We start from the raw sequence: 18,258 nt of genomic DNA, 5'->3' as shown, positions 1-18,258 counted from the left end.
GTGCCGGGGCCCCGGGGGAATCTTGAGGAAACCTTGCGGGGACGATGGTCATGTTCGGCTGTTGCCTTGCGGTGAACCTATCAGAGTGGGACACGGCTGAACCGCCGCCCCTCCGACAGGAAGACACCGCCATGACCGATGCGCGCAGCTTCGCTCCCCAGACCCGGGCGCTCACCTACCCCGTGGGCGGCACGGCGAGTCCCGTCGTCGAGGAGCACGCGTTCCCGGACGACTTCGCCTCGGTCCTGGAGCACTCCACGGTGCACCGCTCGACGATCGGATGCGTCATCCCGGCGTACAACGAGGAGGAGTCGATCGCGGAGGTCATCGAGGCCCTGCTCGGCCAGACCCGCGTGCCCGACGTCATCCACGTCGTCGTCAACAACACCTCCGACGCGACGGTCAAGATCGCCTCCGAGTACAGCGGGCCGCACGAGATCACCACCGAACTCGGTGAGCAGTTCACCGAGGTGTTCGTCCACGACATCGGCAAGAACCCCGACAAGAAGGTCGGCGCCCTGAACTACGGCTACTCGCTGGTCGAGGGGTACGACTACCTGCTCGGCGTCGACGGTGACACCATCGCCGACAGCAAGGCCGTGGAGTACCTCGAGACGGAGGCCGTGTCCGACTCCCGCATCGGCGGCATCTCGGCGATCTACACGATCGACGACAAGCCGATCAAGGGTCTCGTGGCACGCTTCCTGACGGCGGGTCAGCGCACCCAGTTCGCCGCGTTCAACCTGCAGAACCTGCTGCGCGGTCGCAACATGGCGGTGCTGGGCGGCCAGTTCTCGATCTTCTCCACCAACGCCCTTCGCGAAGCGATGAAGCAGAACCACCAGGTCACGCCCTGGGTGAAGGACTCCGAGGTCGAGGACTCGCTGCTGTCGCTGCAGATCAAGAGCGCCGGCTACCTGACGAAGATCAGCCCGTACGCCCGCGCCAATGTGGGCGGCATGACGACGCTCTCGGGTTACGACGCGCAGCAGGTCAAGTGGACCTACGGCGCCATCGAGCTCATGTGGCCGGGGCAGCGCGGCGACACCAAGGGTCAGCCGTTCCACCCCAACCTGCGTCTGCGGTGGTTCGAGAACTTCGGCATGTTGACGAACCTCTTCGTGCGCGTCGCGTTCCTGACCCTGCTCGCCGGGTCGCTGTCGATCAACGCCTTCGTCTTCTCGCCCCTGTGGCTGATCCCGCCGGTGGTCGCGATGCTGCTGAACCTGCGCATCGCGCGCACGATGGCCGCGGTCAACCGCACCGACGTCCTGTTCGCCGTGCTGTTCTTCCCGGCCGAGATCTTCATGTGGATCCGCATCAGCCACTTCGTCCGCTCGTGGACCCGCTTCCTCTCGCGGAAGAAGGTCGACAACTGGGCGATGCAGGCCAAGGCGGAGCGCGGTGGGGGACTCGGTCACTGGGCTCCGATGGTGGTCCTCATCGCCGTCGCGATCGCGCTCGCCGTCATCTGGGTGCTGGTCGGCCCGATGGTGCAGTCCTCGATCCTCTGGATCGGCTGGCCCATCGTCGGTGTCGTCACCGTCCTGCAGACCCTCCTCATGTTCTCCAAGCTCGTCCGTCGTCACCACGGATACAAGGTCTGATCGCGACCCGAACGCATCAGAGATAAAACGGATGCCTCGGCCCTGGGGAGGGTCGAGGCATCCGTGATGTCCGGGGTCGGTCAGGGGGCCGCCAACAGCTCCGACGTGAGGCGATAGCCCACGCCGCGCACGGTCTCGATGTACCGCGGATTCGCGGGGTTGTCGCCGAGCTTGCGACGGAGGTTCGTCATGTGCGCTTCGATGGCGCGCTTGTCGGCCTCGCCGACGAAGTAGCTGGTGACGTAGGACTCGCCGCGGAGCACCAGTGTGAGGTCGGCCTTGCTGCGCACGCGCCGCTTGGATTCCATGAGCGTCGCGAGGAGATCGAATTCCGTGCGGGTCAGGTCGAGTTCGAGGCCGTCGACGCGGACGATGCGGCTGTCGGGATCGAGCTGGAGGTCGCGGTGGACGATCCACTGGCCGCCGGTCGGGGTCAGCTCCCCGTGCGCGCGGGGCGCGACGTCGGTGCCGGGGCGCGTCGCCAGGTCGTTGCCCGGCGGCGTGGACCACGGGTCCGGGCCCTGCGACGACGGCACGACGACCGGGGTGCCCGGCAGGGGTGCGGCGGGGGCCGGCGCCTGTTCGACGTGCGGGACGGGTTCGGGTGCCGGGCGCGCGGCCGGGAACGACGGCCCCACGCTGTCCTGGCGCGGACCCGGGACGGCGGCGCCTCCGGCGCGCGGGCGGCGCAGGAGCGCCTCGATGCGCGCGCGCAGCTCGCGAGGACGGAAGGGCTTCACGACGTACTCGTCGGCACCCGCGCCGAGGCCGAGGACGACGTCGGCCTCCTCTTCGAGCCCGGTGAGCATGACGATGTAGGTGTCGCTCTGCTGGCGGATGCGCCGGGCGGCTTCGAAGCCGTCGATCCCGGGCATGTTCACGTCGAGCGTGGTGATGAGGGGTTGATAGGCGATGACGGCTCGCACGCCGTCGATCCCGTTGCCGACGGACACGGTGGAGAAGCCGGCCGATTCGAGCACCTCGACGAGGAGGTGGCGGATGTCGGGGTCGTCCTCGACGATCACGGCCGTCTTCAGCATCTCGGTGCTGTCGCTCATCCCACCACTCTTCCGGGTTTGCACGGATGTCGTGCCCGCGATCTCCCCCGAGTCACGGCGACCGCAGTGCGGCCGAGCCACATCTTTACATACTTAGTGGCGCTTACGGGTTAGCTCGTGGCGCGTAGGGGTGAGATCAGCGGCTCTCGCGCGTCAGCTCGACGGCGGCATCCGGCCACCACTTTCCCGCGACGGGGCCGCCGTTGCACTCGCCGTCGCTCTCGCCGGGGGGCTTGATCCACAGGGTCGTGTCGACCACGCCGTCGCCGTACGCGCCGCTGGCCGCTCCGACGAGCCGACCGGCGGGGTTGCACCACTCCGCCCCGGCCGGACCCGCGCCGTTACGGGAGGTGTCGATGATGGCGTGCGTTCCGCCGAGCAGCTCGGAGAGCTGGTGGGCGTAGGCGAACTCGTTCGCGGTGTCCTGGTAATTGGAGACGTTCAGGGCGACTCCGCGCACGTCGCCCATGAGGCCGGTAGAGCGCAGAAGGTCGGCCATCTCGGTCGCGGGATGCCACGCCGAGTGGCCGCCGTCCAGGTAGATCCACGTGTCGACGCCGCGGATGTTGTCCACGGCGGTGCGCAGGTATCCCGCCCGGTCCTCGAGTGACCCGCAGGACGGAGCGAGGGCGATGCTGTCGGGTTCGAGGACGACGATCTTCCGTACGTCGGAGGCATTGCGCAGCGCATCGCCGATCCGCGCCGTCCATTCGCGGTAGGCGTCCGGATCCAGCCCGCCGGCGGAGTGATTGCCGCAGTCGCGGTCGGGGAGCCCGTAGACGGCGATGGAGACGGTGGCATCCTGGTCGCGCGCCTCGGCCGCCAGGTGTGCGATGCGATCCCACACCTCGTCGACCGGGTCGATCTCGGGGGTCAGCCAGTAGGTCGTCGGCTGGGCGGCCAGCCACGCGGCGGCGTCCGCCTCGGGGGAGCCCGACTGCTCTTGCGCCGCGGCTTTCGCGGCCTTCGATTCATCGGGGGTCACGATCCGCGTGTCCACGGCGGGGGGCCGGGCCGACAGGGTCTGGAAGAGATTGGTCACCAGCGAACCGACGACGGCGATACCGATCAGGAGCGCGACGACGAGCACGACAGCCCCCGTCACCAGGACCGGCCGCGGTATCCGACGCCGACGGCCCGGGCGGTGCGCTCTCCCCACTCTGAGGACTTTAGTCGAGCGTCGGGGGGCGGCGGTCGTGTGCGACCGATCGTGCGGTGGGGCGCGGATTCTGGACCCGATCCGATAATTCCCCGCACGCGTGCGGCCCCGCCGTGTTGGTTAGGTCGGTGGAGCGGATACGCTGTCGGGGTGGGCAAACTGGTTTACGACGCGCTCGGTCACTCTTTCGACATCGAGGACCGCACGCTGGCTCACCTGCGCCTCGTGTTCATGAACAAGCTCCGCCGCGGCGAGCCGTTCATGTTCCACTTCCCGCTCGGAGACGGGAGCGGTACGCGCACCCTCTGGATCCACCCGTCGATTCCGCTCGTCTTCCACTTCTACGGCAGTCGTCCGCCGCACGTGAACCGCCGCTGGGTCGACGAACTCATGCACGAGGCGAGTTCGGCGAACGGGCTCACGGTCGTGGCGGAACCCGACCCGGATGCCGTGGAGCCCGTGCGCGTCTGAACCCGCTCAGCGGCACTCGGCGTCGACGACCTCGCGGACGCGATCGAGGAAGTCCGCCAGTTGGTCGGCCGCTCCGGGCGGGAGGTCCAGCGCGAATTCGCGGATCCGGGCCGTGACGGGGTCGATCGAGTCGGCATCCGTGTCGCGGTCGAAGGGGACGACGAATTTGCTGCGCCGGTCCGCGGGGTTCGCCACGAAGCCGATGAGCCCGCCGGCGGCCAGCCGATCGAGCATGCCCGTGACCGATGCCGTCGAGACCGCGAGGGCCTGGGCGATCTCGGTGGGGGTCACCGTGGCGCCTTCGTCGGCCCGCTCGAGGATCAGGCGCATCGCCGCACGGGCGTTCTCGCTGGGTCCGCAGTCCGTCTGCCGCCGTCGGGCCAGGCGCGCCTCGGCGAGTCGCAGTCTCTCGACGGCGCGGGCGGCGACTGTCGAAGGGTCGTCTTCAGTCACGATCGTCATGGCTCTCCTGTAAGGGTCCGGCCGCCCGATGCGACAGTCTAGTTAGGCAAACGAGATTTCAGCGATGCGATAGACCTGGCGTAGCCCCTGGTGAACAGAAAAGAAACTTGGCGCGTGCCGGATATTCCTGCGTGATTCATTAGGCAATAGTTAGGCAACCTAGTAAAATATGAGATGTCGAAACTCCGGAAGGAGATGCTCATGGGCCTACTGTTCTACGGGTCGTCCGAGCGCCCGATCCGGATCCCGGACCGAGTGCTCGCGCACGTGAAGGTCGTGATCGCGACCAAACTCCGCCGCGGGGAGAGCTTCACGATGTCCTGGCGCCACCCGGACGGCGAAGAGGGCGGGCGCAGCACGATCTGGATCCAGCCCTCGATCCCCCTCCGATTCGTCTTCGGCTCGGTCGAGCCCGAGATGCTCGATCCCGCGCTGCTGCAGTCGTACGCCAACTCGGCGAACTCGTCGAGCGGCCTGACGATCGACCTCGATGTCGCCGCGCCCGCCGAGGCGGCCGAGGCCGCGCGCCGGAGCGCCTGACGCGCGGACATCCTCTGCGTCGTCGGCGCCGTCATGTCACCGTCGGCCCGACGCGTGCCGGTGGGCGATGACGGACATCCACTCCATCCCCGGACACGGCGGTGCCGAGCGGCCGCGCAGGCGTTCCCACGCTTCGACGTAGATCCCCTCGAGGAGGGATGCCGCAGTGTCGGCGTCGCGCGTGAGCGTGAGCAGGACCGCGTACACGCGGGGCGACGTGGCGTCGTAGAAGTCGACGAAAGCGTCGCAGTCGCCGGTCGCCGCCCGCACCAGGAGGGCGTCCAGGTCGATTCCGCCGAGCTCCGCGGCGGGGCTCTCCGTGAGCGTCATGGGCACCTCCTTGCTCGACGTGTGCTCAGTCAATCGGCCCGTGCGCTCGGCGTCCGGGGGTTGCGCTTCCGGTGCGCTTCGCGTAGCGCCCGTCGCCGATACGCGACGACTCCCGACGGGGGCCCCGTCAAGCCCGGCCGACTCGCCCGTGGGCGCCTCTAGCCTGACGCCATGAGACCGTTCGTGAGATGGGGCCTGGCCCTGGCAATGACCTTCGCCGGAGTGGCGCACCTCACCTTCGCCCGCCGCGACTTCCAGGCGCAGGTGCCCGACGCGGTCGTGGAACGCGGGCCGCTCGATCGTGATGCCGTGGTCGTGGCATCCGGGGTCGTCGAGATCGCGTTCGGGGTGGCTCTGATCGCGCTGCCCCGGGAGCGGCGGCGCATCGGCGCGGCGCTCGCGGCGTTCTACGTCGCGATCTTCCCCGGCAACGTCGACCAGTGGCGCAAGAAGCGCTCGGCGTTCGGACTCGACACCGACCGCCGCCGTTTCGCGCGCCTGTTCTTCCAGCCCGTGCTCGTCGCCGCGGCGTGGTGGTCGACCCGCTGATCCGACGATGACCGATGTCGTCAGCCTCGAGTTCGTCTTCGACGCGGATGCCGACGCCGCCATCCGTCGCGAGTGGGCGGTCCTGGCCTCGGCGGGGTTGCCCAGTCAGGCCCGGCACACCGGTCCGACCAACCGCCCCCACGTGACGCTGCTCGTGCGCCCGTCCCTTCCCGACCTCGCCGCGGACGGACTGTCCGATCGGCTCCCTCTTCCTGTCACGCTCGGCGCCCCCGTGCTCTTCGGCACCGGTCGGACACGCGTGATCGCACGCTCGGTGGTTCCGAGCGCCGCCTTGCTCGGCCTGCAGGCGGCCGTGCACGCTCTCGCCGGTGCCGGCCAGGACGCGCCGCACACGGTACCGGGGGAGTGGACGCCGCACGTGACGCTCGCGCGCCGCGTACCCCTCGACCGTGTCGGCGAGGCGCTCGCCGCGCTGGGCGGCGAGGGCGGCGAGCCGATCGGAGCGCGCGCGATCGGCATCCGGCGCTGGGATGCCGCCACCCGGACGGTCGCACACCTCGCCGGACGTGGCACGCTGGAATCGTGCTGAACGACGACGCCCTGGCCTTCCTCGCCGAGTACCACCTCGCGACGCTCTCGACCGTGGGTCGCTCGGGTCGGGTGCACTCCGTGCCGGTGGGCTTCACCTACGACGCGGGCGTCGTGCGGGTCATCGGCTCGCGCGGGACGCAGAAGTTCGTGAACGCGGAGCGTTCGGGGAGGGCGTCGGTCTGTTCGGTCGACGGGAGCCGGTGGATCAGCTTCGAGGGTCCCGCCCGCGTGAGCGACGATCCCGAGGCCGTCGCCCGTGCCGTGGACCTATACGCGGCGCGCTATCGTCAGCCCCGCGTGAACCCCGAGCGGGTGGTGTTGGAGCTGACCGTGGAGCGGGTGCTCGGATCCGCCCCGTTCCGAGCCTGAGCGGCGTACCCTCGAATCATGTCCTCTCTTTCCCCCGCGATGCCCCTCGGGCGTGAGGGGGTCGTCGGCGTCCGCATCGCCGACGGCAGAGGCGCGATCGGAGCCGTGGCCCTCGCCGCCTGAGCGGCGACGTCGCGCGACCTCGGTGTCGCGCGCCCACCCGCGTTCGACGTGCGTCGGCGCGGCATCCTCCGCTCGCCCGTGCACGACGCGGGCGTCCTCCGACCGGAGCCTTTCCGGTCCATCGATGGGACCCTCATGATCGCCCTCACCGAATCCACCGTCCGATCCAGCTTCGTCAACGTCTCGCTGCGCGAGCGCAAGGCGATCGTCCTCCCCGCGGATCTCGCGGAACGCGACTGGGACCGCCTCGACTACTTCGGCTGGCGCGACCCCAAGTCGCCGCTGCTGGGGTTCATCGTCGCCGAGATCGACGGGAACGCCGTGGGCCTGCAGCTGCGTCAGGCCGAGCAGCCCACCCGGTCCCGGCCGCAGTGCTCGTGGTGCTCGGACGTGACGTTGCCCAACGACGTCGTGTTCTTCTCGGCTCGGCGCGCCGGGGGCGCCGGCAAGGCCGGCAACACCGTCGGCACGCTTCTGTGCTCGCGTTTCGAATGCTCCGCGAACGTGCGTCGTCTCGATCCGCCCGCGTACCTCGGCCACGACGCTGAGGCGGCGCGGGATCGTCGTATCGAGTCGCTTCGCACGCACGTCGACGGATTCTTCCGCGACCTGATGGCCGGGTGACCCGAGTGCCCCGGACCGTCCGGTCCGGGGCGCTCCCCGCGGGTCGACCTGCGCTCCCGCCCGGTCAGCCGGCCGGGCAGTTCTCGAAGGCGTACTCCGCCGCGTCGGGTGTCGACAGTCGTCGATCGCGCAGCACGGTCGCCGCGGGCGTCGCCTCGTCGGCGCACATCTGCGTGAACGGTCGGGGCAGCTGATCGGTGTACTCGATGTCGATCACGTGGGCGCCGTAGACGTCCGTGTACGCGGCGCACTCGTCGTACGCCGCGCACTCCTCGGCCACGGCGAAGTCGAAGCCCGCGGCATCCCGGAGCCGGTCGGCGAACTCGGCGGCGTTCTTCTGGCCGGCGGCGAGCCCGGCGTCATGCGCCACGGCCACCAGCGCGGCGGCGACGGCGGCGTTGTCCTCGAAGGAGAGTGCACCGTCGGTGCGCGTGAACGTGTCGAGGTTGTCGAACTCCACCGCCTGGAACCCGGATGCCGCGCACCCGCGGATCCAGGGCGCGACGTGCTCCACCACACGCGCGCGCGTGCCCTCGGTCGAGGTGTCGACGAGGCGTTCGTCCGGCCAATCGGGATCGACCACCGGCTCTCCATCGCGCTCGAGGAGCGTCCCGTCCGGCCACTCGGCACTCTCGCCGGGTTGGGTCTGGAACGCGTTGACGTAGCAGACCGAGTACAGGCCGTCCGCCGGGGCGGCGGTGCGGTCCCGGACGACGACGGTGACGCCGTCGGCCGGGGGATAGGGCGCCCCGAGCTGGTAGTCGACCCGCGCGTCGGTCGGAAAGGCGGCCGGCGAGTCGGGCGTGCGCGCGGCATCGTCCGAGCCGCACGCGGCGAGGAGGAGCGCCAGCCCCGCGACGGCGACGAAGAGCACGGCACGCGGCATGCGTCCACCCTACGGTTCGCCGCCTGGGATACTCGACGCGATGAACCGCAGCCGGACCGCCCTGATCGCCGTCGCCGCGTGCGCCGTGACGCTCTCGGGGTGTGCTCCCGCGGTGCCGGTCGCGCCCTCGGCGCCCTGCGCCCCGGGAGCCGTCGCGGTGGGCGAGGGGGCGGACGCCCTGCAGGCCGCCCTGGACGCGGCCGCACCGGGAGCCGTGCTGCAACTCGCGCCGTCGGTCTACCACGGACGGTTCCGCGCCACGGCGGTCGCGACGGCCGACGCTCCGATCGTGCTGTGCGGCACGACGGGCACGGTCCTCGACGGCGGCGACGTCGCGGGCGGGTACGCACTGCAGTTGGAGGGCGCCGCGTACTGGGACGTCCGCGACCTCGCGGTGCGGGGCGGGCAGAAGGGCGTCGTGCTCGACGCGACGACCCACTCGTCGCTCAGCGGTCTGACGATCTCGGATGTGGGACAGGAGGGATTGCACCTCCGCACCGGGAGCGCCGACAACACCGTGCGTTCGGTCACGATCGAGCGCACCGGCCTGACGGATCCGGAGTTCGGCGAGGGGGTCTACGTCGGTTCCGCGGAGTCGAACTGGTGCCGCTACACCGCGTGCGATCCCGACCGCAGCGATCGCAATTCGTTCTCGGGTCTCATCGTGCGCGACACCACCGCGGAGGCGCTCGACGTCAAGGAGGGCACGACCGGCGGGATCGTGCGCGACTCGTCGCTCTCCACGAGCGCCGCGGCCGTGGTCGACAGCGCGGTCGACCTCAAGGGCGCGGACTGGCGGATCGAGGGCAACACGATCGAGGGTCGGGTGGATGCCGTGAGCATCCACGTCATCCTGGCCCCGTGGGGGTCGGGCAACGTCCTCGCGGCGAACGTCCTGCGTCCGGGTGCCGGGGGCGTGGGAGTCGCCGTCGTGGGGGCCGCCCGGGAGGCGGGCAACACGGTCGCCTGCGGGAACACGGTCGCAACGGGCGTGTCCTTGAGCGACGTCGCCTGCACGTAACACGGACGCGGTAACCTTCACTGTCCTCCCCGGGCCGTCATTCGGCGTATCCGCCGCACGCAGGGGAGAAGACGTGGGCCACGGGTCATTCGGTGAGCAGCTGATGTGGCTGCTGCCGTTCGGGTACCTGGGCATCGTGTCGTGGGGCTTCTGGATCGTCCGAAAGCTCCTGGCGGCCACATCGCGCCCGGTGCGCAACGACTACCGCACCACGACCACGGTCGTCGTGCCGTCCTTCCACGAGGATCCCGACGTGCTGCTGCGGTGTCTGCAGACGTGGGTGCGGCAGGGGCCGTCGCGCATCATCATCGTCCTCGACGTCGCCGACGTGGAGGCCCAGCAGCGCATCGAGGCGCTGAGGATCCCGACGGTGGACGTCGTGATGTTCCGGCACCGGGGGAAGCGCTCGGCGCTGGGTGTCGGCATCCGCATGGTCGACACCGAACTGATCGTGTTCGTCGACTCCGACACCGCATGGGAGGACGGCATGCTCGAAGCCGTCCAGATGCCCTTCATCGACCCGGCCGTCGGTGCGGTCAGCACTCGGCAGAACGTCTACCTGCCGAAGTCGAGCGTGTGGCGTCGCGTCGCGGACTGGATCATCGACCTGCGCTGCACCGACTACGCCCCGGCGATGGGCCGCTTCGGCGGGGTGATCTGCGCGTCCGGCCGCACCGCCGCCTACCGGACGTCCGTGATCCAGCCGTGCGTGGAGGACCTCGAGCACGAGATGTTCTTCGGCAAGGAGTGCGTTGCGGGAGACGACGGTCGGATGACGTGGCTCGTGCTGTCGCAGGGGTTCCGTGTCGCCCACCAGGACAGCGCGCGGGCGCTGTCGATGTTCCCCGGTACTTTCCGGGCGTTCGTGAAGCAGCGGGTGCGCTGGAGCCGTAACTCGTACCGGTGCTACCTCACCGCCATCCGCAACGGGTGGGTGTTCAAGGTGCCGCTCATCTCGCAGATCACGATGATGCAGATCCTGTTGACGCCGTTCACGATGTTCGTCGCGCTGGCCTACATCGTGCTCGCGGTGCGGGCCGACAATCCGACGCTCGGCATCATCCTCGCGATCGTGTGGATGTTCGTCGGTCGTGGCATCCGCGGAATGGCGCACCTGTGGCGTCGTCCTGAGGACATCGTGCTGCTGCCCCTGGTGACGGTCGTCATCATCTTCGTCTCGCTGCCGATCAAGGTGTACGCGTTGTTCACGATGAACAAGCAGGGGTGGCTGACGCGGTCCGCGGACAGCCAGGGCGGCGAAGGACAGTCCGAGGCGAGCCTGGGCGGCGAGGGGCAGTCGGCGCAGAGCGTCGGGTTGATGTCCTCGCCCGACGGGGAGGGCTCCCGTGGATGACGACGGCGCGCTGACCGCGCTGGAACGCGGCGACACGCATCCGGCCATCCGCGGGGTGGCTCGGGTGATCATGGTCGTCGCGGTGGTGGTTCTCGTGGCCGCGGTCGTGCTCGTGGGCAATTTCGTCCACACCGGGACGTTCCTGCCGTGGCTTCGTGCCGAGGCGCCGACGGGGCCGGTCGTGGCGGTGTCTCCCTCGCCCGACACCACCGACGCCCCGGCTGCTCCGAAGACCCCCGCCGAGCTCGTCGCCGCCGAGGATGAGCGACTGACGGCCGTGGCGGGGTTGGCGCCCGGGGACCCGGCGCTCGCCGACCAGTGGAACACCGTCGTGCTCGCCCCTCAGAACGGGCAGCGGTGGGGGTACACCGTCGCCGATCTCGAGGCCCTCGGCGCGCTGCGCGTCGAGGACGACCGCACGCTCACCCTCGTCCGCAACGTCGTCGTCCGTCGCGGTGCCGAGCTGGACTTCTACGGCGGCGGAACGGTCCGGATGCTCAGCTCGGCGGAGGGGACCACGAGCATCGTCGTCTGGGGCGGCACCCTCGGGGTCTTCGGTGGCGAGGACGATCCGCTCGCGTTCACGTCGTGGGACGAAGCGGCGGCGGCACCCGACAGGGACGAGAACGACGGCCGCGCGTACGTGCGCGCCCGCGACGGGCTGCTCGTGATCGGCCACGCGGAGTTCCGCGACCTCGGCTATTGGAGCGGCCGGACCGGCGGTCTGGCCGTCACGGGCACCGGGGACGATCGCGCGTCCGCAGGAATCGTCTCGACGAAGATCACCGGGCTGCATTACGGGGTGTTCTTCTCGGACACCACGCAAGCGGGCATCCAGGACACCACGATCGAGGATTCGACGCTCACCGGCGTGGAGGTGACGAACGGCGCCTCCGACACGACGATCGAACGGACGACGATCACGGGCTCCGGCGGCGACGGTGTCTCCGTCTCCCGTCAGTCCACCGGCACGAAGATCACCGATTCCACCGTGGACGGTTCCGCGGGCTGGGGCATCCGCATCGACGGCTCCGCGCTCGCCACCGGTCCGACCTCGGGCGGGTACGGGCTGAGCCCCGCCGACGGGTTCACGCTCACCGGTTCGCACGTGCGCGACAGCGGCGAGGGCGGAGTCCGCGTCATCTCCACCGACGCGACCGAGATCCGGGGTACCCAGGTGTCCGAGACGCGCACGGCCGTCCTCGTGGAGGGTCCGTCCACCGGGCTCACCGTGGCCGATGCCGACCTCTCCTCGTCGGACCTCCGGGGTCTGGACGTCTCGGGGCGGATCACGGATGCCACGGTGTCCGACTCCCGGCTCGCGGGCCGCCGCATCGCGCTCGAACTGACCGGAGCGGCCGTGATCGTCCGCGACAACGATCTGCGGGTGGCCTCCGGATTCGCTGTCGAGCTCTCCGAGGATGCACGCGCGGACATCACCGGGAACACTTTCCACGGCGTCGGTCAGGACGTCGTGGCGTCGTGGTCGGGATCCCGCACGATGCAGCAGGGCAACGTCCAGACCGATTGGACGTTCCAGTGGGCGTGGGTCGGGTGGATGAACGAGCACCCGATGATGTGGATGTGGGCGCTCGTCCTCCTCGTCCCGGCGATCGGCCTGCCGGTGCTCTGGCGTCGCCGTCGAGAGCATCAGAAGCTCCGGCGGCTGCTGCACGAGGCGCTGTTGCGCCACGGTGAGGAGCAGGTGGCCGCGTATCGCGCCGACGACCCGACCTCGGGAGGGGTGGCGCCGGATCAGGTGCGGCGCGAGCCCGTTCCGACCCCGGCGCCGGCGGCACCTCGTCCCGGGACCGGATGGCGCGGCCCCGCCCCGGCACCGGCCGCCCCCGCGGCGTGGGCCGAGTCCCGCCCGACCGCGCCGTCCGCGACGCTCGGCCCGCGTCCGGCGCACCACCGACCGCGCTCGTTCGCGGACCTGCGTACCGGTCCGCTGGAGGGGCGTACCTTCGCCTCGTTGCAGCAGTTCGCCGTCGCGGCCGTCCTCGAAGGCGGCTATTCGGTGCCGACCATCGCGCGTCTGTTCCGCATCGCGCAGTGGCGACTGCAACAGTGGGTCGAGGAGGCAGCGCGTAACCCGACTGTGGGAGGAAGTCGTCGATGACCGAGGAGCACGAGGAGGATCGCCTGAACGCCGTCCTGCACACGCTCGGTGAGCGGGTGCGGGCCATGCGCCTGGCGCGCGGCATGTCCGTCGCGGCGCTGTCGTTCGAGGCCGCGCTGTCGGAGCAGCGCATCAGATCGATCGAGGCGGGCCGCACCGCGGTGCCGCTGGCGGTGCTCGTGGCGCTCGCCGACGTCTTCGAAGTCGGTGTGTCGGATCTGTTCGGCGACGGCATCGCCCGCACCCCGGTGTCGGACGCGGTCGACGCACCCAGTTCAAGTCCGCACGTGGTGCCGAGCCCCGTGATCTGGGGTGGGGAGCTTCCGCCCGCGCCGTGGATGACCTCCGGAACGGAGGTGCCGGCGCCGGCACCTCCGCCCCCGGCCGAACGACTCCCCGCGGCGGGGTTCTCGCCGCACATCGCCCCCGGGACCGCGGCGCTGCCGCCGGCTCCGTGGCAGACGTCCCCGCCCCCCGCGGCGCACCCCGTCGGCCCGCCGCCGACCCCCGCGGAGTACGGAGCACCCGTCCCGCCTCCGCACGTGCCCTCGGTCGCCCCGCGCGTGCATCAGCGCGCCGCCGAGAGGGGGATGCAGGGCGCGTCGGCGTACGTGTTCGTCGCGCCCGGTGCGGGAGCCGCCACCGCGCCCCGCACCTTCGCCGACCTGCGCGTGGGTCCGCTGGCCGGGCGGAACTTCCGCTCGTTGCAGGAGTTCGCCGTGGCATCCGTGATCGAAGGCCATCACGCGATCACCGACGTCGCCCGCGTGTTCCGCGTGCCCCCGTGGCGTCTCGAGCAGTGGGTGCGCGAGACCGGTCACGCGGTCTGAGCCCCACGGGCCCGACCGCGCGACCGGGCGGGATGTCAGAGCGCGCGCAGCTTCTCCAGCAACGGGGCGGCCACCTCGTCGATGAAACGCTGCTGGTGCTCGTCGCCGACCTGCACGATGGCGATGTCGGTGAAGCCGGCGTCGATGAAGGGGCGCACGCTCTCGGCGAGCTCGTCGAGGTCCGGGCCGCAGGCGATGGAGTCCGCGACGTCCTCGGGGCGCACGAACTGCGACGCTCCCGCGAACCCCGCGGGAGTGGGCAGGTCGGAGTTCACGGCCCAGCCGCCGGCGAACCACCGGAACTGGTCGTGGGCGCGAGCGATCGCGGCATCCTTGTCCGGGTCCCAGCTGATCGGGATCTGACCGATCTTGCGTGAGGCGCCGTCGTGGTGCTCGTCCCACCCGCGGATGAGGTCGGCTTCGGGCTCGGTGGTGATGAGGTGGTCGCCGAGCGGCGCGAACCGCTCGATCGAATGCTCGCCCGACACGGCGACGCCGATCGGCACACCTCCGTCGGGGACATCCCACACGCGGGCCGAGTCGACGCGGAAGTACTCCCCGTCGTAGGTCACGAGGTCGCCGGTGTGCAACGCGCGGATGATCTCGATCGCCTCGACGAGCATGTCCTGGCGCGCGTGGACGGCCGGCCAGCCCTCGCCGACCACGTGCTCGTTGAGGTTCTCGCCCGATCCGAGACCAAGGGTGAAGCGCCCGTCCGACAGCAGCTGCAGGGTGGCTGCCTTCTGCGCCACGACGGCCGGGTGGTACCGGATGGTCGGGCACGTGACGTAGGTCATCAGCTCGACGTCGGTCGTGGCGTGCGCGACGGCCCCCAGGACGGTCCACGCGTAGGGCGCATGACCCTGCGACGTCAGCCAGGGGGAGTAGTGGTCGCTGGAGACGAGGAAGTCGTACCCGGCGCGCTCGGCGCCGACGGCGTAGTCCACGAGCTCGCGGGGTCCGCTCTGCTCGGTCATGAGGGTGTATCCGAAACGAGTCATGCGGTCACGGTAGGTCGGCCGCGGGCCGCTGCCCGCGGGGTTGCGCTCCGGGGGCGGATACGGCAACGGGCCCGCGGCATGCGCCGCGGGCCCGCCCGGTGTCGAGAGGGTCAGTCCTCGGGGGCGTGGATGACCTTCTCGCCCTCGAACAGGTCGCGGCGCTTCTTCTCGGCATCCCTCCGCGTCTTGGCGAGGCTCGCGATGGTCGCCACCGCGACGGTGGCGGCGATGAACAGCAGCGACAGCCAGATCGGGATCTCGGGCACCCAGAGCAGCGGCTCACCGCCGTTGATGAAGGGCAGCTCGTTGACGTGCAGCGCGTGGAAGACGAGCTTCACACCGATGAACGCCAGGATGACGGCCAGTCCCTGCGACAGGTAGACGAGGCGCTCGAGCAGGCCGCCGATGAGGAAGTACAGCTGGCGCAGACCCATCAGGGCGAACGCGTTGGCGGTGAAGACGATATACGCCTCGTTCGTCAGACCGTAGATCGCGGGAATCGAGTCGATCGCGAAGACGAGGTCGATGAAGCCGATCGCGACGATGACGAGGAGCATCGGGGTCACGAAGCGCTTGCCGTCCTTCTGCACGGTGAGCTTGTCGCCGTTGTACTCCTCGCTGACGGGGAGGACGCGCCGCACGAACCGCATGAAGCGTCCGTTGGCCGGGTCGCTCTCGCCGTGCGAGAAGGCCTGGCGGTACGCGAGGAAGAGGAGCAGCGCGCCGAAGATGTAGAAGATCCAGGAGAAGTTCTCGATCAGCGCCGCACCGACGGCGATGAAGGCGCCGCGCATGATCAGAGCGATCACGATGCCGATCATCAGCACCTTCTGCTGGTACTTCTTCGGCACCGCGAAGCCGGTCATGATGATGAGGAAGACGAAGAGGTTGTCGATCGACAGCGCCTTCTCGGTCAGATACCCGGCGAAGTACTCGCCGCCGTACGTCCAGCCCGAAACGACGCCGATGCCGACGCCGAACAGCAGCGCCAGGCCGATGTAGAACGCCGACCACCGCGCCGACTCGCCGATGGTCGGCTCGTGAGCCTTACGGACGTGCGCGAAGAACTCGAACACGAAGAACGCGATCGTCACGGCGATCGTGATGATCCAGATGAGCGGGGTCACACCCACGCGGGCCTCCCAGGGTTTTGGTGTACGTCGAAACACCAAGGTCTCTTCCACTCGCGAAGCGAGCCGACGCCCCGGGTCCACGATGGCGTGGACCGTATTGACGGGATCGTCGCGTGGGAATACTCCCCTTGCCGGGCTCCATCCTACCGGAGCTTGACAGGATGCGGCCGCGCGCCCTCTGAGAGTCGATCAGCACGGCCGCGTCCCGGACGCAACCCCCCGGTCCGGCATCCGACCCGCCGACAGGATGCCGAGAGGACCCGGATCGAGGAGGACCCCATGGACGATCGCGAACCCACCCAGGACGCCCCGGTGATGGACGGCGCCACCGAGGCGGCGCCCGAGGAGAAGAAGGCCGGTGCGAAGCAGCAGCGGGCGGCCGACGCGGCCGTCAGCGACGACGCAGCCGAAGACGATCTGAACGACGACGTCCGCAGCATCCGCGCCTACGGCGAGGACCGCTGAACGACGAACCCCGTCCGGAGCCGGGGTGGGGGAGTGGCTCGACGGACGGGGACGTCGTGCGCCGTGAGAGGCGCCTCCGCGCCGGCGATGCCGGGGCTGGGTGAGACGACAGTACGCCCCCGCGTGGGGTGAGGGGTGCGCTCTCAGCCGATCCGAAGGCGCCGCCGCACCATCTCTCGGAATCGCCAGGTGCGTTCGCGCATCCGGTGTCGTCGAGCCGCCCGGCGCAGCGTCGCGCTCCATCGCTCCAGCACGACCGGTTCGTCGAGCTCCGCCGCCCGGGCGACGGCGTCGCGTCGCATCCGGGTGAGCACGCGCTCGTCCGTCGTCACGGCCGCCACCAGCGTCTCGGTGAGTCGGGCGGCATCGCCGGCCGGCACGAGCCACCCCGTGCGGCCGTGCCGGATGAGTTCGCGCGGACCGTACGGCACGTCGTAGGCGATCGGCAGGCATCCGGCTGCCATCGCCTCCGCCACGACCAGTGAGAACGCCTCGGAGCGGCTGGTGAGCAGCAGAACGGATGCCGAGGTCAGCGCCTCCCGCGCGGTCGGAGCGAAGCCGTGCAGACGAACAGACCCATCCGTGCCCGCGAACGCCTCGAGCCGCTCGCGCTCGGGTCCGTCGCCGTAGACGTCGAGCGTGAGTCCGGGGACGGTCTCCGCCGCCCCGCGCGCGGCCGCGAGGGCGTCCTCGACGCGCTTGATGCCCTCCAGCCGCGCGAGGACGACCGCCCCGTGGCGGGGCCCCGGTCGAGACTTCACCCGCGACACGGGGTGCGGCACGACGGCGAGCAGCGGCAGGGGGCCGACCCGCCGCCGCACATCGCGCGCCTGCCGGGCGGTGCAGAACACGACCGCATCGAACGCTCCCAGCCGCGCGAAGACCTCTGCCCGCGACGGGCGCAGGGCCGCGCCGTCGTCGGTCAGGTGCGAGCCGTGCACCACGTGGACGACGACGACGTGCGGGCGCCGGTATCCGGCGGCGAACCGAGCCATCGCCTTGCTGTCCACGAGGAGGAACGTCGGCTCCGCGCCGGTGAGGTGATCCAGCCACGCGGCGTACAGGCTCCGAACCCCGCGCCAGGCAGCCCGTGGGGAGCCGTCCGCACCGCAGGTCACGACGACGCGACGGACGCCGCCGTCCGGCGCGGGCACGTCGCGGCGGTCGCTCGCGGCCAGGGTCCCGTCGGGGCGCAGGTGGTCGACCTGCTGCACCGTCCCCCGGGCGTCCGTCCGGACGCGGCGCAGCACGGTTCCGTGGGCCCGGTCCTCCGCGGAACCGTCCGGAAGGGGAGAGAACCCGGCCGACGGTCCGACCGGGCGACCCCGCAGATCGTTGTCGCGCAACCAGTCCCACAGGTTCCTCACCCGCACGCCCGCCGACAGGGCCGCGCGGTCGGACAGCTCGGCCTCCGTGGACACCGTGTCGGCGCGATCATCGCAGGTCAGGACGTCCACGGGGGCGCCACCGCGACGGTCGAACAGTCGCGAGCGCTGCAGCAGGGCCGCCGTCAGCCCGCCGTACGCCCGGGGGATCCCCCACGTGAGGACGAGCTGGCGCCCCGGAGGCAGTGCCGTCACCGCGCGCGACCGGGGGCGGACG

20 protein-coding genes are annotated in these 18,258 nt (G+C 70.5%); 12 read left to right on the top strand and 8 right to left on the bottom strand.

Translation table 11 applies throughout. The features are described from left to right. Positions 1-131 precede the first annotated feature (131 nt). On the top strand, positions 132-1,607 hold the full coding sequence (locus CSIV_RS00940) for a glycosyltransferase family 2 protein (protein ID WP_077049560.1): 1,476 nt from the start codon (positions 132-134) through the stop codon (positions 1,605-1,607). Positions 1,608-1,687: 80 nt separating this feature from the next. On the opposite strand, the gene CSIV_RS00935 is transcribed toward CSIV_RS00940, so the two are convergent. Both CSIV_RS00935 and CSIV_RS00930 read right to left on the bottom strand, forming a co-directional pair. After that, entirely contained in the window at positions 1,688-2,665 is a 978-nt protein-coding gene (locus CSIV_RS00935; RefSeq protein ID WP_175627532.1) for a response regulator transcription factor, read from the bottom strand. A 136-nt stretch (positions 2,666-2,801) separates the two neighbouring features. Continuing rightward, on the bottom strand, positions 2,802-3,770 hold the full coding sequence (locus CSIV_RS00930) for a glycoside hydrolase family 6 protein (RefSeq protein ID WP_238592314.1): 969 nt from the start codon (positions 3,768-3,770) through the stop codon (positions 2,802-2,804). A gap of 204 nt (positions 3,771-3,974) precedes the next feature. On the opposite strand from CSIV_RS00930, the gene CSIV_RS00925 reads away from it, so the two are divergent. Next, a complete protein-coding gene (locus tag CSIV_RS00925) occupies positions 3,975-4,295 on the top strand; it encodes a DUF7882 family protein (protein ID WP_077049559.1) in 321 nt (106 codons plus the stop codon). Between the two features lie 6 nt (positions 4,296-4,301). On the opposite strand, the gene CSIV_RS00920 is transcribed toward CSIV_RS00925, so the two are convergent. Next, positions 4,302-4,757 carry a MarR family winged helix-turn-helix transcriptional regulator gene (locus CSIV_RS00920; protein WP_077049558.1) on the bottom strand — a complete coding sequence of 152 codons (456 nt, stop codon included), beginning with the start codon at positions 4,755-4,757 and terminating at the stop codon, positions 4,302-4,304. 201 nt (positions 4,758-4,958) lie between these two features. On the opposite strand from CSIV_RS00920, the gene CSIV_RS00915 reads away from it, so the two are divergent. Continuing rightward, the gene (locus tag CSIV_RS00915) at positions 4,959-5,297 is read left to right on the top strand and encodes a DUF7882 family protein (protein WP_077049557.1); all 339 of its coding nucleotides are present in this window, start codon (positions 4,959-4,961) and stop codon (positions 5,295-5,297) included. Between the two features lie 36 nt (positions 5,298-5,333). On the opposite strand, the gene CSIV_RS00910 is transcribed toward CSIV_RS00915, so the two are convergent. Further along, a complete protein-coding gene (locus tag CSIV_RS00910; RefSeq protein ID WP_077049556.1) occupies positions 5,334-5,627 on the bottom strand; it encodes a hypothetical protein in 294 nt (97 codons plus the stop codon). 171 nt (positions 5,628-5,798) lie between these two features. On the opposite strand from CSIV_RS00910, the gene CSIV_RS00905 reads away from it, so the two are divergent. The 4 genes from CSIV_RS00905 (at position 5,799) to CSIV_RS00890 (ending at position 7,844) form a co-directional block, all read left to right on the top strand. Next, positions 5,799-6,176: a DoxX family protein gene (locus CSIV_RS00905; RefSeq protein WP_077049555.1), complete on the top strand. Its 378-nt coding sequence runs from the start codon at positions 5,799-5,801 to the stop codon at positions 6,174-6,176. 7 nt (positions 6,177-6,183) lie between these two features. Beyond that, a complete protein-coding gene (locus CSIV_RS00900; protein WP_077049554.1) occupies positions 6,184-6,726 on the top strand; it encodes a 2'-5' RNA ligase family protein in 543 nt (180 codons plus the stop codon). Next, positions 6,720-7,097 carry a PPOX class F420-dependent oxidoreductase gene (locus CSIV_RS00895; RefSeq protein WP_083734914.1) on the top strand — a complete coding sequence of 126 codons (378 nt, stop codon included), beginning with the start codon at positions 6,720-6,722 and terminating at the stop codon, positions 7,095-7,097. Before CSIV_RS00900 ends, CSIV_RS00895 begins: the two co-directional genes overlap by 7 nt. A 258-nt stretch (positions 7,098-7,355) precedes the next feature. After that, the gene (locus CSIV_RS00890; protein ID WP_077049553.1) at positions 7,356-7,844 is read left to right on the top strand and encodes an FBP domain-containing protein; all 489 of its coding nucleotides are present in this window, start codon (positions 7,356-7,358) and stop codon (positions 7,842-7,844) included. 64 nt (positions 7,845-7,908) lie between these two features. Here the strand turns inward: CSIV_RS00890 and CSIV_RS00885 are convergent, their stop codons facing one another. Beyond that, positions 7,909-8,730, bottom strand: a complete 822-nt coding sequence (locus CSIV_RS00885) for an endo alpha-1,4 polygalactosaminidase (RefSeq protein ID WP_077049552.1) — start codon at positions 8,728-8,730, stop codon at positions 7,909-7,911. Between the two features lie 40 nt (positions 8,731-8,770). Here CSIV_RS00885 and CSIV_RS00880 point away from each other — a divergent pair, with 40 nt between their 5' ends. The 4 genes from CSIV_RS00880 to CSIV_RS00860 all read left to right on the top strand — a co-directional run bounded on the left by CSIV_RS00880 (position 8,771) and on the right by CSIV_RS00860 (position 14,057). Continuing rightward, positions 8,771-9,751 carry a hypothetical protein gene (locus CSIV_RS00880; protein ID WP_077049551.1) on the top strand — a complete coding sequence of 327 codons (981 nt, stop codon included), beginning with the start codon at positions 8,771-8,773 and terminating at the stop codon, positions 9,749-9,751. Between the two features lie 73 nt (positions 9,752-9,824). Further along, the gene (locus tag CSIV_RS00875) at positions 9,825-11,105 is read left to right on the top strand and encodes a glycosyltransferase (RefSeq protein ID WP_139340562.1); all 1,281 of its coding nucleotides are present in this window, start codon (positions 9,825-9,827) and stop codon (positions 11,103-11,105) included. Next, positions 11,098-13,227, top strand: a complete 2,130-nt coding sequence (locus CSIV_RS17785) for a right-handed parallel beta-helix repeat-containing protein (protein WP_083734913.1) — start codon at positions 11,098-11,100, stop codon at positions 13,225-13,227. Before CSIV_RS00875 ends, CSIV_RS17785 begins: the two co-directional genes overlap by 8 nt. Further along, complete coding sequence (locus CSIV_RS00860; protein WP_077049550.1) at positions 13,224-14,057, top strand: helix-turn-helix domain-containing protein; 834 nt, start codon at positions 13,224-13,226, stop codon at positions 14,055-14,057. The genes CSIV_RS17785 and CSIV_RS00860 overlap by 4 nt, the downstream gene beginning before the upstream one ends. A 35-nt stretch (positions 14,058-14,092) precedes the next feature. Here CSIV_RS00860 and CSIV_RS00855 read toward each other — a convergent pair whose 3' ends face one another. Both CSIV_RS00855 and CSIV_RS00850 read right to left on the bottom strand, forming a co-directional pair. Continuing rightward, entirely contained in the window at positions 14,093-15,058 is a 966-nt protein-coding gene (locus CSIV_RS00855) for an LLM class F420-dependent oxidoreductase (RefSeq protein ID WP_077049549.1), read from the bottom strand. Between the two features lie 110 nt (positions 15,059-15,168). Then, positions 15,169-16,191 (bottom strand): TerC family protein, encoded by a 1,023-nt coding sequence (locus tag CSIV_RS00850; RefSeq protein WP_077049548.1) that lies wholly within the window; start codon positions 16,189-16,191, stop codon positions 15,169-15,171. A 279-nt stretch (positions 16,192-16,470) separates the two neighbouring features. Here CSIV_RS00850 and CSIV_RS00845 point away from each other — a divergent pair, with 279 nt between their 5' ends. After that, complete coding sequence (locus CSIV_RS00845; protein WP_077049547.1) at positions 16,471-16,656, top strand: hypothetical protein; 186 nt, start codon at positions 16,471-16,473, stop codon at positions 16,654-16,656. A 143-nt stretch (positions 16,657-16,799) separates the two neighbouring features. Here CSIV_RS00845 and CSIV_RS00840 read toward each other — a convergent pair whose 3' ends face one another. Then, positions 16,800-18,236 carry a glycosyltransferase gene (locus CSIV_RS00840; protein WP_077049546.1) on the bottom strand — a complete coding sequence of 479 codons (1,437 nt, stop codon included), beginning with the start codon at positions 18,234-18,236 and terminating at the stop codon, positions 16,800-16,802. Positions 18,237-18,258: the final 22 nt, after the last annotated feature.

The organism is Microbacterium sp. CSI-V, from assembly GCF_001984105.1.
In the GTDB taxonomy this organism is placed as follows: Bacteria; Actinomycetota; Actinomycetes; order Actinomycetales; family Microbacteriaceae; genus Microbacterium.
Note: the sequence above shows the minus strand (reverse complement) of the source record. Positions and strands in the feature narration are given on the sequence as shown.